The organism is Pseudomonas mediterranea CFBP 5447, from assembly GCF_000774145.1.
GTDB lineage: Bacteria > Pseudomonadota > Gammaproteobacteria > Pseudomonadales > Pseudomonadaceae > Aquipseudomonas > Aquipseudomonas mediterranea.
Map to the genome: position 1 here is coordinate 525,715 of NZ_KN322987.1, position 16,041 is coordinate 541,755.

A 16,041-nucleotide genomic window follows, 5' to 3' on the forward strand; every position below is an offset into this window, starting at 1 on the left:
GCTGCCCGGCCGATGGATCAGCGGGTTACAAATGCCTCATCCACCTTCGCCAGGTCCTGCTCCCCCAATGTGCCGGCGTAGTAATGCAATTTGACCCAGGCCATGAGGTAGTCGTAGCGGGCCTGGGCGAGGTCGCGGCGGGTGGTGTAGAGCTGTTGCTCGGCGTTGAGCGCGTCGAGGTTGACCCGCTCACCCCCCAGAATGCTTTGCCGGGTCGACACCACCAGCGCTTCGGCAGAGGCCAGGGCTTTCTGGTAGGCCCGCAGCTTGTTCACCCCCGACACGCAGGCGCTGAACTGCCGGCGCAGTTCGATCAGGGTTTCCCGGGTCTTGGCGTCCAGCTCGTATTCGGCCTGTTCCATGGTGCGGCTGGCCTGGCGGGTCGAAGCCGACACGCCACCGCCGGCATACAACGGCACGCTGACTTCCAGGCCAATGGTGTTGGTGTCGTAGCGCTGGTTGTAGGTGTTGCCGCTTTCCGACTCGTTCTGGCGCATCGTCGCGTAAGCGCTGACCTTGGGCAGATGCCCGGCGCGGTTGCGCTCCACCTCGTAGCGCGCGACGTCCACGGCCTGGCGCTGGGAGGCCAGGCTGGGGTTGTTGCTCACGGCCAGTTCGTGCCAGGTGTCAAAACTGGCGGGCTGCAAGGCGAAGGTCTGGAAGCTTTCATTCAGCGGCGCCAGGTCGCCGATGGCCAGGGTCGGCACGCCGATCAACGAACCGAGCTCCCGCAGGGAAGCATCCTGTTCGTTGTGCGCTTCGATCTCTTCGGCGGTGGCCAACTCGTAGCGCGACTCGGCCTCGAGGATATCGGTGCGGGTGCCTTCGCCCTGGCGGAACAGATGCTCGTTCTGGCGGAACTGCTGTTCGAAAGCCTTTTTCTTGGCCTGGGCAATGTCGATCTGGTCCTGGGCGAACAGCGCCTGGGTGTAATTGCTCAGCACCCGCACCAGCAATTCCTGGCTCTTGCCGCGGAAGTTTTCATCGGCGAACAACGCCTGCGCCACGCCCTTGCGATAGGCCGCGTAGGCCTCGTAATCCAGCAGCGGCTGTTGCAGGGTCAAGCTGGAGCCGTAACTGCTGTAGTTGCGGTCGTCATGCTGGCTGCCACCACGGTCATTGAGGTAGGTGACCTTGGACTGGTTGCGGCCCTTGTTGTAGCTGTAACCCAGGTGCGGCAGCAGCCCGGCGCGGCCGATGGCTCGGTTTTCCAGGCCCGCGTCGCGTTCCTTGATCGCTCCAAGATAGACCGGGTCGTTGCGCAGGGCCTGTTCGTAGAACTCGAACGGCCCCATGGCCCAGGCAGGGTTGCAGATAGAAACGGCCAGCAATGCCAACCCGTAGAGACACTTCATACACCGGACATCCTTATTCCTCGGTCAACGCAGAGCCGGCCCGGTCGAGCAGCGGTTTGAACAGGTAGTTGAGCAGCGAGCGCTCGCCGGTGCGCACGAACATTTCCGCCGGCATCCCGGGCTTGATCACCAGGCCATTGAGCTTTTCCAGCGCCGCATCGCCCACGCTGCTGCGCAGCACGTAGTACGGCGTACCGGTTTTTTCATCGACCATCTGGTCGGCGGACACCAGACTGACCTCACCCGCCACCCTCGGCGTGCGGCTCTGGTTGAAGGCGGTAAACAAAATGTCCACCGGCAGATGGATACCGACCTTGTCGATCAGGTTCACCGGCAGGTGCCCTTCCACCTCCAGCCGGGTGCCTTGGGGCACGATCTCCAGCAAGGTGTCGCCCTGGCGTACCACTGCGCCCTCGGTGTGCACCCCGAGGTTGACGGCGATGCCATCGGCGGTGGCGAGGATCTCGCTGTGTTGCAGCTCGAAGCCAGCCGACGTGAGCTGCTGTTGCAGGGTTTCGCTCTTGAGCTGGGCCTCGGCCAACTGGCTGCGGACTTCCTTCTGGTATTCCTCGCTGTGTTGCTGCAGCTTCAACCGGGATTCGATGATCCCCTGCTCCACCCGGCCGCTTTCGCCGCTGTTCTGCGCCAGCTCCTGCTGCACCTGGGACAGTTGCCGTTGATAATCCAGCAGGCGGTTGCGCGGGATATAGCCGTTATCCGCCAAGGGCTGCAGATTGCCCAGTTGCAGGCGCAGGGACTCGGCCTGGGCGGTCAGGTCGCCACGGGCCCGGCGCATCCCCGCCAGTTGCGCGGTGGCGCCGTCGATGCTGGCGCGCAACGCGGCCTGCTCCCGGGCGAAGGCTTCGCGGCGGCTGCTGAACAGTTGTCGCTGGCCTTCGAGCACCAATGCCAGGCGAGGGTCCGGGTCCTGGCTCAGCGCGCTCGGGAAACTCACTTGCGCCAGGTTGTCCCGCTCGCTTTGCCAGCGCGCCAGGCTGGCCCAGGCCATCCGATACTGGGCTTGCAGCGATTGCACATCCGCCGCGGCCTGGGTCTGATCCAGGCGAAACAACGGTTGACCTTGCTTGACCGCTTCGCCTTCGCGCACCAGGATCCGGCTGACCATGCCGCCGCTCATCGATTGCACGGCCTTGCGCTTGCCGGAAACCACCACCGTGCCCTGCACGGGAATGCCCTGGTCCAACGGGGCGAGGCTGGCCCAGGTGAAAAAGCTGCCGGCACCCAGGATCGCCAGGGCCCAGCCCATGCGCATGAAGAAACCGGCGTCACGTTCGGGACGCTCGGGGAGTCGAGTGTGTTCGAGGTTCATGTCGCGATCCTTGCTCATGCGTTGCCGGGCTTGCCGGCGGCCTGGTACTGACGGCTCATGCTCAAGCCGTTGGGCGTCGGCTGCGGTTTGTCCCGCGGGGTTTCCGACTGGCCGGATAGCGCTCGCAGCACTTTCTGGCTCGGTCCGAACGCTTGCAGCCGGCCGTCGTTGAGCACCAGCAACTTGTCGGCCTGGGCCAGTGCCGAGGAGCGGTGTGTCACCAGCACGACGCTGGTGCCCTGGGCTTTCAGCTGCGCGATGGCACTGGCCAGCGCCGCCTCGCCGACGGTGTCCAGGTTGGAATTGGGCTCATCGAGCACCACCAGGCTCGGCCGGTCATACAGGGCCCGGGCCAGGGCGACCCGTTGTTTCTGCCCGCCGGACAAGCCGCAACCGTCCTCTCCCAGTACCGTGTCGTAGCCTTGGGGCATGCGCAGGATCAGTTCATGCACCCCGGCCTGCTGCGCGGCAGCGACGACTTTCTGCGGGTCGGCCTCGCGAAAGCGGGCGATGTTCTCGGCGATGCTGCCGCTGAACAGCTCGATGTCCTGGGGCAGATAGCCGATAAACGGGCCGAGTTGGTCTCGGTTCCAGCGATGGATATCGGCCCCGTCCAGCCGCACCGCGCCACCGAGGATCGGCCACACACCCACCAGCACACGGGCCAGGGTGGACTTGCCGGAGCCCGAGGCCCCCAGGACGCCAAGCACTTCGCCGGCTGCGAGACTGAAACTCACTTGATGCAACGTCGCTTGACGCCGCCCCGGGGGGCCGGCGCTGACCTGCTCGAAGCTCACCTGGCCCTTGGGCGGTGGCAGCGGCATCGCATCGTCCTGGGGTGGATAGGCCTGCAACAGCGCGTCGAGACGGCGGTACGCCAGTTTCGCGCCGCTCCACTGCTTCCACACGGCAATCAATTGATCGATGGGACTCAATACCCGGCCCATCAGGATCGACCCAGCAATCATCATCCCGGCCGTCATGTCGCCCTTGATCACCAGCAGCGCCCCCAGCCCCAGGACCAGCGATTGCAGACACAGGCGCAGGGCCTTGCTGAAGGCGCTGATGACCGCACCGGTGTCGCTGGCCTGGTTCTGCAGGCCGAGAAAACGCGAATGCACGGCAAACCAGCGGTTGCGCAACGCATCGAGCATGCCCATGGCCTGGATCGATTCAGCGTTGTGCAGGTGGCTGGTGGCCAACTGACTGGACTGTTGCGAGTAGCCGCTGGCCTGTGCCAATGGTTTGCGGGTCATGGCCTCGTTCAGGCATGCCAGGCCGATGAGCAGCAGCGTGCCGACGCTGGCGAACACGCCCAGCCAGACATTGAACAGGTAGATCACCAGCAGATAGACCGGGAACCAGGGGGCATCGAAGAAGGCGAACAGCGCCGGGCCGGTGACGAACTGGCGCAGATGGGTCAAGTCGCCCAGGGATTGCCCGGCATTGCCTTCGCCCTGGAGCAGGTTGCGCTCGAACGCGGCCTTGTAGACCTGAAGGTTGAAACGCCTTTCCAATTGGCTGCCGATGCGGATGACGATGAAGCTGCGCACCATTTCCAACAGCCCGATGAAGACAAAAAACCCCACCACCATCAACGACAGCATCACCAGGGTGGTTTCGTTCTGCGATGACAATCCCCGGTCATATACCTGGAGCATGTAGATGGAAGGCGCCAGCATCAGGACGTTAATCAGTGCGGTAAAACAACCGACACTGAGCAGGATATTTTTATAATCGCCCAGCGCCTTGAACAGCGATACAGTGGCGACGGTCTTTGCCCTCTTCATTATTCTTCCCTGCTCTTGGCTTCGCCACAGAGTTGGCAAACTCTTGAACTTGCCAATCTTTTATTTAGTTGAATCTGAACCACCAAAGTGCGCGCTTGATCGAACAAACGCGCTTGGATACGGGTAAACAGGCCCAGGTCTTACGAATACGTTAACGCGCGCTCTCTCGGATATCGCGCTCGAGCGTAACGCTCAATCCGGACTTCAAATTGACTTGATAATGCTGGCCCTGGCGCAGCCCCAGATGAACTCGGGCATCTTGCTTACCAAGCAGCGAAAGACCATCGGGCTCCGGAAACCAATGCACCGGCTCATCCCCGAGCCAGTGACCCAGGCAATCGGTTTGTCCACCCACGGTCTGGTCCGCCTTGAGTTCGATGACGCAGATATTCGACGGTTTGTCTTGCAGGGCCTGGGTTTGTGCATCGTCCTGCGGGCCTGCCAGAACGGCACGCCACTGACCGGCCAACTGCGAGGGTTCTGCTAACAACAGGCTGCGCGCCATGGCGACTTCTCCAGAAAACGACATCAGCATAACGAGTAACCAGGCGGCTGCCGGAAGACTGCGGGGCATGATCTTTACTCGCTGAAAGGGTTGGAATGCGTCTGTGGCGAGGGAGCTTGCTCCCGCTGGGCTGCGAAGCAGTCCCCTTGTTGATGGGAAAAGCCCCTCACCTCAGTGAGTCATGCGGACATCAAGCCACGATGTCCGAAACCGCAGCCTGGCCGACGGTACTGACCAGGAAATCGGCCACGCCATGCCCGGAGAAGTCCACCGACAACAGGCTGTTGCCGCCCGATGTCGACAGCACCGCATCGCCCGCCGCACCGGTGAACGCATTCACGAAGTGCAGGCCCGCGCCGTTGGTGATACCGGTCAGGTCGATCTTGTCCAGGCCGCTGACGAAATCGAGGATCTGGTCCGTGGCACCCGGCCGCGAGTCTGAACTCGCAGCGAACACGAAGGTGTCGGCCCCGGAACCGCCCGACAGCTTGTCCGCACCGCCGCCGCCCCAGAGAATGTCATTGCCGGCGCCGCCCTTGAGCTCGTTGGCCACTTCGTTACCGATCAGCAAATCGCTGCCCGATCCGCCGATGGCATTTTCGATGGTGGCGCCTTGGGCGATGGACACGTTGCCCACCATGCCGCCAACGTCCGAGAACGAGGCGTCATTGAGGTTTATCTTCTGGTTCTGGGTGAAGCCGGAGAAGTCCAGGGTATCGCGACCGCCCGCGTCCCAGACCGAGAACACCACCTTGTCCGACGAGGAAGACGCACTGAGGAAGTCACGACCGGCGTTGGAATTGAAACCGTAGGTGGTATCACCGGTACGGGTGCCCATGTTGGCGCCATAGAGCTTCTGGATCGCCGCAATGTCGTCCATCAGAGGGCCCGAGGAATAGGCTTCGACGCCGCCCTTGCTGAAGTTCTGGTCGGTGTTGCTTTCGCTCCAGTAGCTCATGACGCTGTAGCCACGGGTGTCCTGGCCGTAGGTGGCGTCATCGTAAGTCGGGCTGCCTTCGCCGGCGTTGTAGTCGCCAGGGTGCGCCAGGCCCAGGGTGTGGCCGATTTCATGGGTCAGGGTCTGCCGGCCATAATTGTTAAGGTCCGGGTTCTTGTTCTGGGTGTAGCTGCTGTTGATCAGGTACCAGGACGTCCCGTCATAGCCGGCGCCGGTCCCCGGCAGGTAGGCGAACGCCGCTGCGCCGTCCTGGCCGCCGCTGTAGTTGCCGAAGGTCATGTGCCCGTCGCCACCGCTGCTCTTCTCGGTAAAAGTGACATTGGCCACGTCCGCCCAGGATTGCATGGCCAGCGCCGCCTGGCCTTTCTGCTGGGCGCTGAACTGGCTGAAGCCGCTGATCCCGTGCTTGTTCATGGTGCTGGAGGATGCGGAGGTGAGGAAGGTATAGGTCAGCTCGATCTTGCCGCTGCCGTCCCGGTCCTGATACGCCGCGCCGTCGCGTAACAACTGAGTCGCCGCCTCGTCCACCGAGTACGAGGGTTTACCATTGACTGTGAGATTGCCACCACGGTCATATTGATGGCTGAAACTATTGATCTGGTTGAATGCATTACTGGGCGCAGCCAATGATTGCGCTGCCCAGAGGAGTTGTTCGGCTGAATCGATAGTGCTGGTTTTGACTTTCGACATAAACACACTTCCTTGTTTGCAATGGAACAGTTTTTGTCAGACAGACAATCTCTGGCGAGATCGTCCTATCACTCGCCCAATTGAGGACGCAGGAAAACTGACACAATTCGAAATCAAACGTCTAGCAATTTTTTCGACGCATATGAACAATAACTCCAACCACACGCCGAGCACTCGGCGCTCGCCCCGTTAATGCAGGCAGTACAGCCCCGCGTCCAAGAATTGTCGGACAAAACCCTATTTAAATATTAAATATCGTCCTATCTCGATCAGGACACTTTCAGCAACTAAGTGCCAGTGAAATGCTATTAATTAATATGAACTAGTGGCCTATATGCCCTGTCCGGTTTTACGCCCGCAGACCTCCCGTAGACAACCACGCAACCAGCGGTGCACCGGATCGGCGTCCATTCTTGGATGCCAGAGCATGGCAATCGTGAACTCCGGCACCGGGAACGGCAGCGCAAAGCTGTGCAGGCCTGCCCGCAGGCGAGTGGTATAGCGTTCGGGCACGCTGGCGATCAGGTCACTGGACCGGGCCAACCCCAGCGCCGTGGAAAAACCCGGGACGGTGATGATGATCTCGCGCGTCAGGCCCAAGGACGTCAATACCCGGTCGACGGGACCATGGTCGAGGTCGCGCAAGGCGACGTCGATGTGCCCGCCCGCCGCATAAGCAGCGGCGCTTATCCCGGCCTGAGCCAGCGGGTGCCCCTGGCGTACCACGCCGATGAAACGGTCGATGAACAATGCCTGGGTGCGCAGCTCCGGACGGGTGTCCTTGTCCACGACGGCGGTTTCCAGGTCCACTGTCCCCTCGCGCAGCGCCGTACTGCTCTTGTCAGCCTTGTCCACGAAGCGCATCCGGATACCGGGGGCCTCTTCCCCGATGCGGGCAATCAGGTCGATGCCGAAGTTTTCCACGAACCCTTCCCGGGTGCGCAGCGTAAAGGTCCGATTCAACTGCCGCAGGTCCGGGGCCTGGACCGGACGCAGCACCGTCTGGGCGTCCTGCACCAGTTGACTGACCTGTTCGCGTAGTTCCAGGGCACGTGGAGTGGCAACCAGCCCCCGCCCGGCCCGCACCAACAGCGGGTCGCCGGTGGTTTCCCGTAATCGCGCCAACGCCCGGCTCATGGCCGAAGGACTGAGCCGCAGCCGCTGTGCCGCGCGGGCGACGCTGCCTTCTGCCAACAACACGTCAAGGGTGGTCAACAGATTGAGGTCGGGAGTGGACATGGTCAGGGCTCGGGCTGATAGGTGGCGTTCCATGCAGCTATAAAGTGCAAATGCTGCGTCTTCCGCCATGTTATGCCCGAGCGTACTGTTCTAACAGTCAGTTTTTGTGAACCGCTCCGGAGAACAGCATGAAACCAACCCATACGCCGCCGGACAGTACCGGCGTTCCCCAGCCCCCCTCGTCGCGCTGGGCGTTGACCAGCCTTGCCCTGGCAACCCTGCTCGCCTCGTTGGGCACCAGCGTCGCCACGGTCGGCCTGCCCGCCTTGGCCGAGGCGTTCAACGCTTCCTTCCAGGCGGTCCAGTGGGTGGTGCTGGCTTATCTGCTGGCGATCTCCACGCTGATTGTCAGCGTCGGGCGCCTGGGGGATCTGGTGGGACGCCGGCAACTGCTGTTGGCCGGGATTCTGCTGTTCACCCTCGCGTCCGTCCTCTGCGGGTTCGCCCCTTCCCTTGGGCTATTGATCGCGGGCCGGACCCTGCAAGGCCTGGGAGCGGCCGTCATGATGGCCCTGACAATGGCTCTGGTCGGTGAAACGGTCGACAAGGACCGAACCGGTCGCGCCATGGGCTTGCTGGCCACGCTGTCAGCGGTGGGCACCGCCCTTGGTCCCTCGCTCGGCGGTACGCTGGTCAGCGCCTTCGGCTGGCATGCCATCTTCCTGGTCAATGTCCCGCTGGGACTGCTGACGTGGCTGTTGGCCTGGCGCTCCTTGCCGATCCGTCGTCCTCAGGCGAATGCCGAAAGACCCGGCTTCGATATCACCGGCACGGTACTGCTGGCGACGGCACTGGGCGCTTATGCATTGGCCATGACCCTGGGACGCGGCAATTTTGGCGGAATCAATATCGCCCTGTTGCTGATGGCGATCCTTGGCGGCGGACTGTTTGTCCTGAGCCAGCGCCGGGTGACGTCGCCGCTGATCCCTCTGGCATTGTTCCGCGACCGGCTGCTGGTTTCGGGCCTGGCGACAAGTGCATTGGTCGCGACCGTCATGATGGCGACGCTGCTGGTAGGGCCTTTCTACTTGTCCATCAGCCTTGGCCTGCCGACCACACTGGTGGGGCTGGTACTGGCCGTGGGCCCCTGCGTTGCCGCACTGGCCGGTGTGCCTGCCGGGCGCCTTGCGGACCGGTTCGGCGTGCGCCCCATGCGGCTTGCGGGGTTGGCGACCATGGTACTGGGCTGCTCAGCGCTGGCGCTGCTGTCACCGACGTTGGGCATGGGCGGCTATGTCATGGCCATCGTGATCACTACGCTGGGCTACGCACTGTTCCAGACCGCCAACAACACCGCGGTGATGGCGGATATCGCTGCACAAAAGCGCGGCGTCATTGCCGGGCTGCTCAATCTGTCGCGCAACTTGGGGTTCTTTACCGGTGCATCGGTGCTCGGTGCGGTATTCGCATCGGCATTGCCGACGAACGGTGTTTCCGCGGCGAGCCCCGGAGAAGTCGCAAACGGCCTGCATTTCACCTTCGCCGCCGCTTTATCGATGGTGGTCCTGGCCCTGTTCATCGCCTTGCAATACCGCGCGCCAGAGCCGTTGGACGAGCACCAGCCCACATCGGAAAAAGGGTAATGGCATTCTGAGCCCTGGCCTTTAAGTCATGATCCAGATCAAAAAAAGTGAACCAATCGCAAAACGGACTGAAAAAAGCCACATGACTTTCATTATCAGGTGCTATTTTTAGTTCTCACTGGTAGGGCCATGAGGGCTCTTCCTTCCTGATAAGAGCAAACGGAAGCGCTTGGATGAAGAAGGTGGGCAACAGATGAATAAAGGATCGTTCAGCAAGGTTACGTTTCCCAACGCTTGCCAGCTGATGCGCTGGCATTTCCATCCTATGGGCTTCGAGGCCAGTATGGACGCACCGGGCAGCATGGTCGCCCGGTTGTTCGACCGTGCCAGCGGTGAAACCATGATCGCGATTGCAGGCATCCCCTGCGCGACCGTGATGAACGCTCCTGACGTGGAACGGATAATCGAAGCGGTGGAAGCCGAGCTGGAGGCCTTCGTACCACCGGTTGGTTTGAGGCGATTCGCCTCCTGAGTAAAAAAGCCCACGGTCGTGGGCTTTTTTGTGGGCGCAGTTTCTAAATATGTGGCTAGCCGTCCCGTCGCTATCGCGAGCAGGCTCGCTCCCGCAGGGTCCGGGGTGGCTTTTGTTCACCCAAACCCTTGTGGGAGCGAGCCTGCTCGCGATAGCGATCCTCCAGGCAACCACCCATCCAGCCCACTCAACCGCGGGCGCGGCGATGGTCAACGAAGAACGGCTTGCCCTTGTCGATACGGTCCGAAGCCTTGGGGCCATTGGCCGCCTGGCCGTCCGGCTCATCGACGTACCAGTAGCAGTGCTGCACAGCACGGGTGATGCCTACGTAGGCGAGGCGCAGGATCTCGTCCCGTTGCGCCGTGTCGTATGGCTCGGCGTCGCCGTCCTGGCCCAACCCGGCCATTCGATAGACCTGATTCTTGTAGGGTGAACGGGTCAGATGCTGGCAGTCACCCAGCAAGAACACCGCATCAGCCTGGAGCCCCTTGGCGCTGTGATAGGTCATCTGCTTTAGCCGCCTCGCTTCATAGGGCAAGCTAGAATCCACATTAACTGTTGGATTAATGTACTTATCTATCAGTGACTTATCGCTACTTTTTCGATACAGCATCAATATTGAATCGCCCTTGCGGTAATGCTCATCCAACCGGCGGGCCAGGCCTTCATCGTCCCGATCCAGCACGTTGACCGGACTCAGCAACGAGGCTTTGCCGCTGGCCTTGGCTTTTTTACCGGGTATGGCAGCCGCCGGACGGACAATATGCTCGGCCGCATCGATGATGTGCTGATGACTGCGGTAGTTGTCAGTGAGCATCACCCGCGTCGTGGCCGGCGACGGAAATTGCTGGTTGAACGCCATGAAATAGCTTGGCGAACTGCCACGCCAGCCATAGATCGATTGCCAGTCGTCACCAACACACAACAAGGAAGAATGTTGCGCGCCGCGCCCCACATGCATGGCGGGCCCCCGACGGCGCACTTCTCGAAGGCTTGCGCGAAGCCAGGAGACGATCTGCGGGGAAACGTCCTGGAACTCGTCGATCATCAGGTGTGACATCGGCCTGAGCAGCGCATCGCCCAATAACTTGAAGTTTTCCGGCGAGTGCTCGCTGAACAGCGCAAACATGCGGTTGTAGGTCATGACAGGAGGCGACTGGTCGAGCAGATGGTCTTCGAATGCCCGCCAGTAGCGGCTCAACGCTTCGAAAAAATACCGATCCGGGTCATCCTGGGCGAAACTCATGCGTCCTACGGCATCCGGGACATCGAGGCCCAGGTTCTCGATAAAACCGGCAGCGGCAACGAAACAATCCAGCAATGGCGCCGAACCCAGCTCTCCCTTGACCTTGTAATCGAAGCCGGGACCCGCGCTGGCGTCTCCAGCCAATGAGGCAAGAAGACGTTTCGATGATTCGTAATTTTCAATCCATATCAACGGCTTACGACAGAAAGCTTGAAACAGGGTGCGCTTGACCGCCCATTCTGCGCGCAGACTCAACCGCGCGCCTGGGCGACTGAGCCGGGCGTCCTCCCGCGAATCGAACCCCAGCATCACCCAAGCGTCCAGGGATGGGATGTAACCATGACAATGGAATTTAGAACCGTTGATCTCGAATGCCTGACGCTTGGGCTCGACCCCCTTGATGGGCCACGCGCCGGCGCGAAACCACAAGTCCTCGATGGCATCACACAATTCTTCGTCGCGCTGGGCGGCCAATTCGGTCACGGCCACGCGCTTTTGCACATCAGGGTGGTCACGCTCCAGCTCCTTGAGCTGAAAAGCGTGTCGGGACAACGGCTTGATCAGTTCACGGAAGCGCTCGTCGCGTTGATAGAGACGGTGATAACAGGCATTGAGCTGCTGACGCTGAGCGTCGTTGATGCGCAAGTCGAAGGGGTTGCCATCGGCGTCGTCATCACCCGCCCCGGTGCGATGGCTCAGGGTTTCGAAAGCCTGGAGCCGCTCGAATCCCGGCAGGCTGCGCACCATGGGCAAGATGCGCGAATGGAATGTTCGCACCAGATCGCGCGCTTCCTTGAGGCCGACCGCTCGGCCCCACAAGGCAAACACCTCGACCAGCTTATGGATGAAGTCCTTGCGCGACTCCCGGGTGAACGTCACCACGGTCATCGAGTCCAGTTCGAAGCCCAGGTACTGGCACAACAGCACGATGCGCAATACCAGGGTGGTGGACTTGCCCGCACCCGCTCCCGCCACCACTGAGGTAGACGGCGTATCGCTGAAAATCATCTTCCACTGCGCGGCACTGGGCTGTGCATGGGGCGGCAGCAATCGGCCGACATCGGCCTTCACGCGCTTCTTGAGTTCAGGGGTCAGAGGCAGGCGCCAGTCGTCGAACAACAAGTCATCCACTTTGGGCGCCGGGTGCTCCGTACTGCGGAAGTCGCGGATCAACAGGACCTGACGCCCCTCTTCCAGGCCCTCGGCCTTGCCCTCTTTAAACCCGTAGTCGAAACCGGCGGTGTGTCCGCTGCGGAAGCCATCGGCCTGGCCATGCAGCCAGGAAGCCCGGTGCTGGGCGCGCAAACGTGTCAGGCCATGGCCAAAGAAACGGGCAGCCAGGCGCTTGAGCAGCGGCATCTGCGCCAGGGGCAGCAATTCGGGAGGCAGATCGGGAGAGTGTTGCGGCACGCTTTGGGACTCCGGTGTTCAGAACCATGCCTATGGTGTCTGTATTTACCGGAGAGCGCTACCCAAAAGCTTGTAAGTCATAGGGTTAGGCGATGAAGTGAAAGTGGTGTCGCATCGACATGATTGTGGTCTGAACCACCGCTATCGCGAGCAGGCTCGCTCCCACAGGGGATTGGCGGCGGACCGACCTCTATATGTATGCCGTAGAACTTGTGGGAGCGAGCCTGCTCGCGATGACGTCAGCACATCCACCATCGAGGTAAGCTCGCTCCCACACACGCATCACTTAACGCTGATAGCACCATCCACCAGCGTCTGCGCCTCGCTCACCAACTGCTTGAGGTGCTCGTCGCCAATGAAGCTTTCGGCGTAGATCTTGTAGATGTCCTCGGTACCCGATGGACGCGCCGCGAACCAGCCGTTCTCGGTCATCACCTTCAGACCGCCGATGGCCTGGTCATTGCCCGGCGCATGGCTGAGGATGCTCTGGATCGCCTCGCCGGCCAGTTGGGTCGACGCGACCTGATCCGGTGAGAGCTTGCTCAGCAGCGCCTTCTGCTGCGGAGTCGCCTTCGCATCGACGCGTACCGAGAACGGCTCGCCCAGTTCGTCCGTCAGGGCGCGGTAGGCCTGGCTTGGGTCGCGACCGGTGCGAGCGGTCATTTCAGCTGCCAGCAACGCCGGGATCAGGCCGTCCTTGTCGGTGCTCCATACGCCGCCGTCCTTGCGCAGGAACGAAGCACCGGCGCTTTCCTCACCGCCGAACCCCAGGGAACCGTCGAACAGACCATCGGCAAACCACTTGAAGCCGACCGGCACTTCATAGAGCCGACGTCCCAGGCGCTTGGCCACACGGTCGATCAGCCCGCTGCTCACCACCGTCTTGCCGACGCCGGCATCCGCGCGCCATTGCGGACGATTCTGGAACAGGTAATCGATGGACACCGCCAGATAGTTGTTCGGTGCCAACAGGCCGCCAGACGGGGTCACGATGCCATGGCGATCATGATCCGGGTCGCAGGCGAAAGCCACGTCGAAACGCTCCTTCAGGCCGATCAGCCCCTGCATGGCATGGCTGGAGGAAGGGTCCATGCGGATCTGTCCGTCCCAGTCGACCGTCATGAAGCGGAACGTCGAATCCACCTGGGTATTCACCACGTCCAGGTCGAGGCGGTAATGTTCGGCAATGGCCGGCCAGTAGCGTACCCCTGCTCCGCCCAGCGGATCGACGCCCAGACGCAATCCGGCGGCGCGGATGGCATCGAAATCGATGACATTGACCAGGTCCGCCACGTAGGTGTTGAGGTAGTCGTGACGGTGAGTGGTCTCGGTCTTCAGGGCCTGTTCGTAGCTGATGCGCTTGACGCCGGCCAACTGGTTGGCCAGCAGCTCGTTGGCCTTGGCTTCGATCCACTTGGTGATATGGGTGTCGGCCGGACCACCGTTGGTAGGGTTGTACTTGTAGCCGCCACTCTGCGGCGGGTTATGGGACGGCGTGATGACGATACCGTCCGCCAGGCCCGTGGTGCGTCCGCGGTTGTAGCAGATGATCGCGTGGGAAACCGCCGGCGTCGGGGTGTACTCGTCGCCTTCGGCGATCATCACGGTCACGCCATTGGCGGCCAGCACTTCCAGCGCACTGGCCCCGGCAGGGGTGGAGAGCGCATGGGTGTCGATACCGACGAACAACGGTCCATCGATTCCGTGGGCTTCACGGTACAGGCAGATGGCCTGACTGATAGCCAGTACATGCCATTCGTTGAACCCCAGGTCGAAGGAACTGCCACGGTGCCCGGAAGTACCGAAAGCCACACGTTGGGTCGCAACCGAGGCATCGGGCCGGCCGGTGTAATAGGCCGTCACCAGTCGCGGGATATCGATCAACAACTCTGCCGGTGCCGGCTTGCCCGCAAATGGACTGACTGTCATGCAAAACCTCTGGGTGGAGTGGCTGGGGAAATGGGATGCAGTTTACTGACAGTTCGACCGTGGCGCGATGGGTTCGATCCATTGCCCTTTTTACAATTGCTCAAGCCTCAACGCATCGGCCAGCGCCCAGAGCGCCGTGTCCAGGTCGGATGCCCCGCTCAAGGCATGCGTCAGGCGCAAATGCTGGGTATACAGCCCCTGGATACTGAACAGTTCGCCAGGGGTGATGACGATGCGCTGGGCCAGCAAGCGCTGGAAGACCTGTCGCACGTCCACCCGTCGTGACGATCGAATCCAGATCGTCGCGCCGCCCTGGGCTTCCACCCACTGCAGGCTGTCGCCGAGCCGCTCCTGCAGCAATTGCGTCGTCGAAGTCGCGCTTTCCCGCAGCAACCGCCGCAACACCAGCAGATGCTGGTCGATCCGACCGTTGCTGTACAAGCGGGCAATGGCCTTCTGCCGGATGGGCGACAGGCGAAACGCCCGTAGCAGGAAGTGCCGCTGCAGTTGCAGGGTCAACTGACGCGATAGCACATAACCATAAGGCGCTTCCGGGCCGATGGTTTTCTCGAAAGTGGAATAGACGATCAGGCGGTCCGGGTCGAGCAGGTCGCGAAAAGGCACGACCCCGGATTCGAATACCAGGTCCGTGTAGCTGTCGTTCTCCAGCACCCAGGCACCGTGCGCCCCCAGCAGATCCGCCACGGCGCGACGATTGCCTTCGGGAATGAGCGTCCCTCTCGGCATGCTCAACACCGACGACAGCACCACCAGGCGCACGGTTTCGTTCTGCAGCAGTTGCTCCAGTTGTTCGAGGCTGATGCTGCCGTCCGCCAGCAGCGGTAGCTCGATCACCTTGACATCTGCCGCTTGCAGCAAGCGCAGGATCGTCCAGTCGCAAGGCGATTCGATCAATACCGTGGCGCCCCTGAGCGCCAGCACGGCGATCAGGATCTCCAGCACGCCACGCAGATCGGCACCGATGTACACATCATCGGCCTTCCAGCAGCGGGCGGGCGAAGAAGTGTAACGGGCCGCCAGGGCCGCGCGCAGTTCCAGCTCGCCCCAGGGTTGCGAAGGCATCTGGGATACCCGTGGATACTGGCGCAGCAGTTCGCGTTCGAGCAGCAACAGCGGGCTGTCCAGAGGCTGCATCGACGCCGGCTCGTCCGCACTGAGCACGAGCATGCCCGGTCGTCGCGCATTGACGTAGAGCGTCTCGAGGAGGTCATCGCCGCCGCCCAGCGCAACCACGCTGGGCACTGGCAGCGCGTAATAGCCGGACTTGGCAATCGAGTAGACCCGCCCTTCCTTTTCCAGCAGCGAATAGGCGTACTGGATCGTGGAAATCGACACGTTCAAGCGGTCGGCCAGCTGCCGTAACGACGGCAGTCGAACCCGGGGTTCGCTACCCAACTCGCTGATCAGGGCCGTCAGGTAGCGATAGACCGCCTGGTAGGCGAAATCTGTTTCCCGCGAGCCCTTCATGGCTTCAGCCCCATTGAACAGGTCGCGACCGGCCGCAGCGGAACAC

At 61.8% G+C, this 16,041-nt stretch carries 11 protein-coding genes; 2 read left to right on the forward strand and 9 right to left on the reverse strand.

Features of this window, described 5'->3' with window-relative positions; genetic code table 11:
* Positions 1-17: 17 nt before the first annotated feature.
* The 6 genes from N005_RS22425 to N005_RS22450 all read right to left on the reverse strand — a co-directional run bounded on the left by N005_RS22425 (position 18) and on the right by N005_RS22450 (position 7,867).
* Positions 18-1,355 (reverse strand): TolC family outer membrane protein, encoded by a 1,338-nt coding sequence (locus tag N005_RS22425; protein ID WP_047703182.1) that lies wholly within the window; start codon positions 1,353-1,355, stop codon positions 18-20.
* A gap of 13 nt (positions 1,356-1,368) precedes the next feature.
* Positions 1,369-2,703, reverse strand: coding sequence for an HlyD family type I secretion periplasmic adaptor subunit (locus N005_RS22430; protein WP_047703183.1), 1,335 nt, complete (start codon positions 2,701-2,703; stop codon positions 1,369-1,371).
* Positions 2,700-4,475: a type I secretion system permease/ATPase gene (locus tag N005_RS22435; RefSeq protein ID WP_047703184.1), complete on the reverse strand. Its 1,776-nt coding sequence runs from the start codon at positions 4,473-4,475 to the stop codon at positions 2,700-2,702. The genes N005_RS22430 and N005_RS22435 overlap by 4 nt, the downstream gene beginning before the upstream one ends.
* A gap of 151 nt (positions 4,476-4,626) precedes the next feature.
* Entirely contained in the window at positions 4,627-5,049 is a 423-nt protein-coding gene (locus tag N005_RS22440) for an AprI/Inh family metalloprotease inhibitor (protein ID WP_047703185.1), read from the reverse strand.
* A 121-nt stretch (positions 5,050-5,170) separates the two neighbouring features.
* Positions 5,171-6,628 carry a serralysin family metalloprotease gene (locus N005_RS22445; protein WP_047703186.1) on the reverse strand — a complete coding sequence of 486 codons (1,458 nt, stop codon included), beginning with the start codon at positions 6,626-6,628 and terminating at the stop codon, positions 5,171-5,173.
* A 330-nt stretch (positions 6,629-6,958) separates the two neighbouring features.
* Complete coding sequence (locus N005_RS22450; protein ID WP_047703187.1) at positions 6,959-7,867, reverse strand: LysR family transcriptional regulator; 909 nt, start codon at positions 7,865-7,867, stop codon at positions 6,959-6,961.
* Between the two features lie 128 nt (positions 7,868-7,995).
* Here N005_RS22450 and N005_RS22455 point away from each other — a divergent pair, with 128 nt between their 5' ends.
* Both N005_RS22455 and N005_RS22460 read left to right on the forward strand, forming a co-directional pair.
* Positions 7,996-9,450: an MFS transporter gene (locus N005_RS22455; protein ID WP_047703188.1), complete on the forward strand. Its 1,455-nt coding sequence runs from the start codon at positions 7,996-7,998 to the stop codon at positions 9,448-9,450.
* A gap of 193 nt (positions 9,451-9,643) precedes the next feature.
* The gene (locus N005_RS22460) at positions 9,644-9,922 is read left to right on the forward strand and encodes a DUF1652 domain-containing protein (RefSeq protein ID WP_003201764.1); all 279 of its coding nucleotides are present in this window, start codon (positions 9,644-9,646) and stop codon (positions 9,920-9,922) included.
* A gap of 187 nt (positions 9,923-10,109) precedes the next feature.
* Here the strand turns inward: N005_RS22460 and N005_RS22465 are convergent, their stop codons facing one another.
* The 3 genes from N005_RS22465 to N005_RS22475 form a co-directional block, all read right to left on the reverse strand.
* Positions 10,110-12,578 (reverse strand): UvrD-helicase domain-containing protein, encoded by a 2,469-nt coding sequence (locus N005_RS22465; RefSeq protein WP_047703189.1) that lies wholly within the window; start codon positions 12,576-12,578, stop codon positions 10,110-10,112.
* A 282-nt stretch (positions 12,579-12,860) separates the two neighbouring features.
* A complete protein-coding gene (pgm, locus tag N005_RS22470; RefSeq protein ID WP_047703190.1) occupies positions 12,861-14,507 on the reverse strand; it encodes a phosphoglucomutase (alpha-D-glucose-1,6-bisphosphate-dependent) in 1,647 nt (548 codons plus the stop codon).
* A 90-nt stretch (positions 14,508-14,597) separates the two neighbouring features.
* Entirely contained in the window at positions 14,598-15,995 is a 1,398-nt protein-coding gene (locus N005_RS22475) for an aminotransferase-like domain-containing protein (RefSeq protein ID WP_047703191.1), read from the reverse strand.
* Positions 15,996-16,041: the final 46 nt, after the last annotated feature.

Excerpts from the sequence above, each read along its gene's own strand:
- N005_RS22425 (WP_047703182.1), bottom strand. The coding sequence starts at position 1,355 with ATGAAGTGTCTCTACGGGTTGGCATTGCTGGCCGTTTCTATCTGCAAC.
- N005_RS22430 (WP_047703183.1), bottom strand. The coding sequence starts at position 2,703 with ATGAGCAAGGATCGCGACATGAACCTCGAACACACTCGACTCCCCGAG.
- N005_RS22435 (WP_047703184.1), bottom strand. The coding sequence starts at position 4,475 with ATGAAGAGGGCAAAGACCGTCGCCACTGTATCGCTGTTCAAGGCGCTG.
- N005_RS22440 (WP_047703185.1), bottom strand. The coding sequence starts at position 5,049 with ATGCCCCGCAGTCTTCCGGCAGCCGCCTGGTTACTCGTTATGCTGATG.
- N005_RS22445 (WP_047703186.1), bottom strand. The coding sequence starts at position 6,628 with ATGTCGAAAGTCAAAACCAGCACTATCGATTCAGCCGAACAACTCCTC.
- N005_RS22450 (WP_047703187.1), bottom strand. The coding sequence starts at position 7,867 with ATGTCCACTCCCGACCTCAATCTGTTGACCACCCTTGACGTGTTGTTG.
- N005_RS22455 (WP_047703188.1), top strand. The coding sequence starts at position 7,996 with ATGAAACCAACCCATACGCCGCCGGACAGTACCGGCGTTCCCCAGCCC.
- N005_RS22460 (WP_003201764.1), top strand. The coding sequence starts at position 9,644 with ATGAATAAAGGATCGTTCAGCAAGGTTACGTTTCCCAACGCTTGCCAG.
- pgm (WP_047703190.1), bottom strand. The coding sequence starts at position 14,507 with ATGACAGTCAGTCCATTTGCGGGCAAGCCGGCACCGGCAGAGTTGTTG.
- N005_RS22475 (WP_047703191.1), bottom strand. The coding sequence starts at position 15,995 with ATGAAGGGCTCGCGGGAAACAGATTTCGCCTACCAGGCGGTCTATCGC.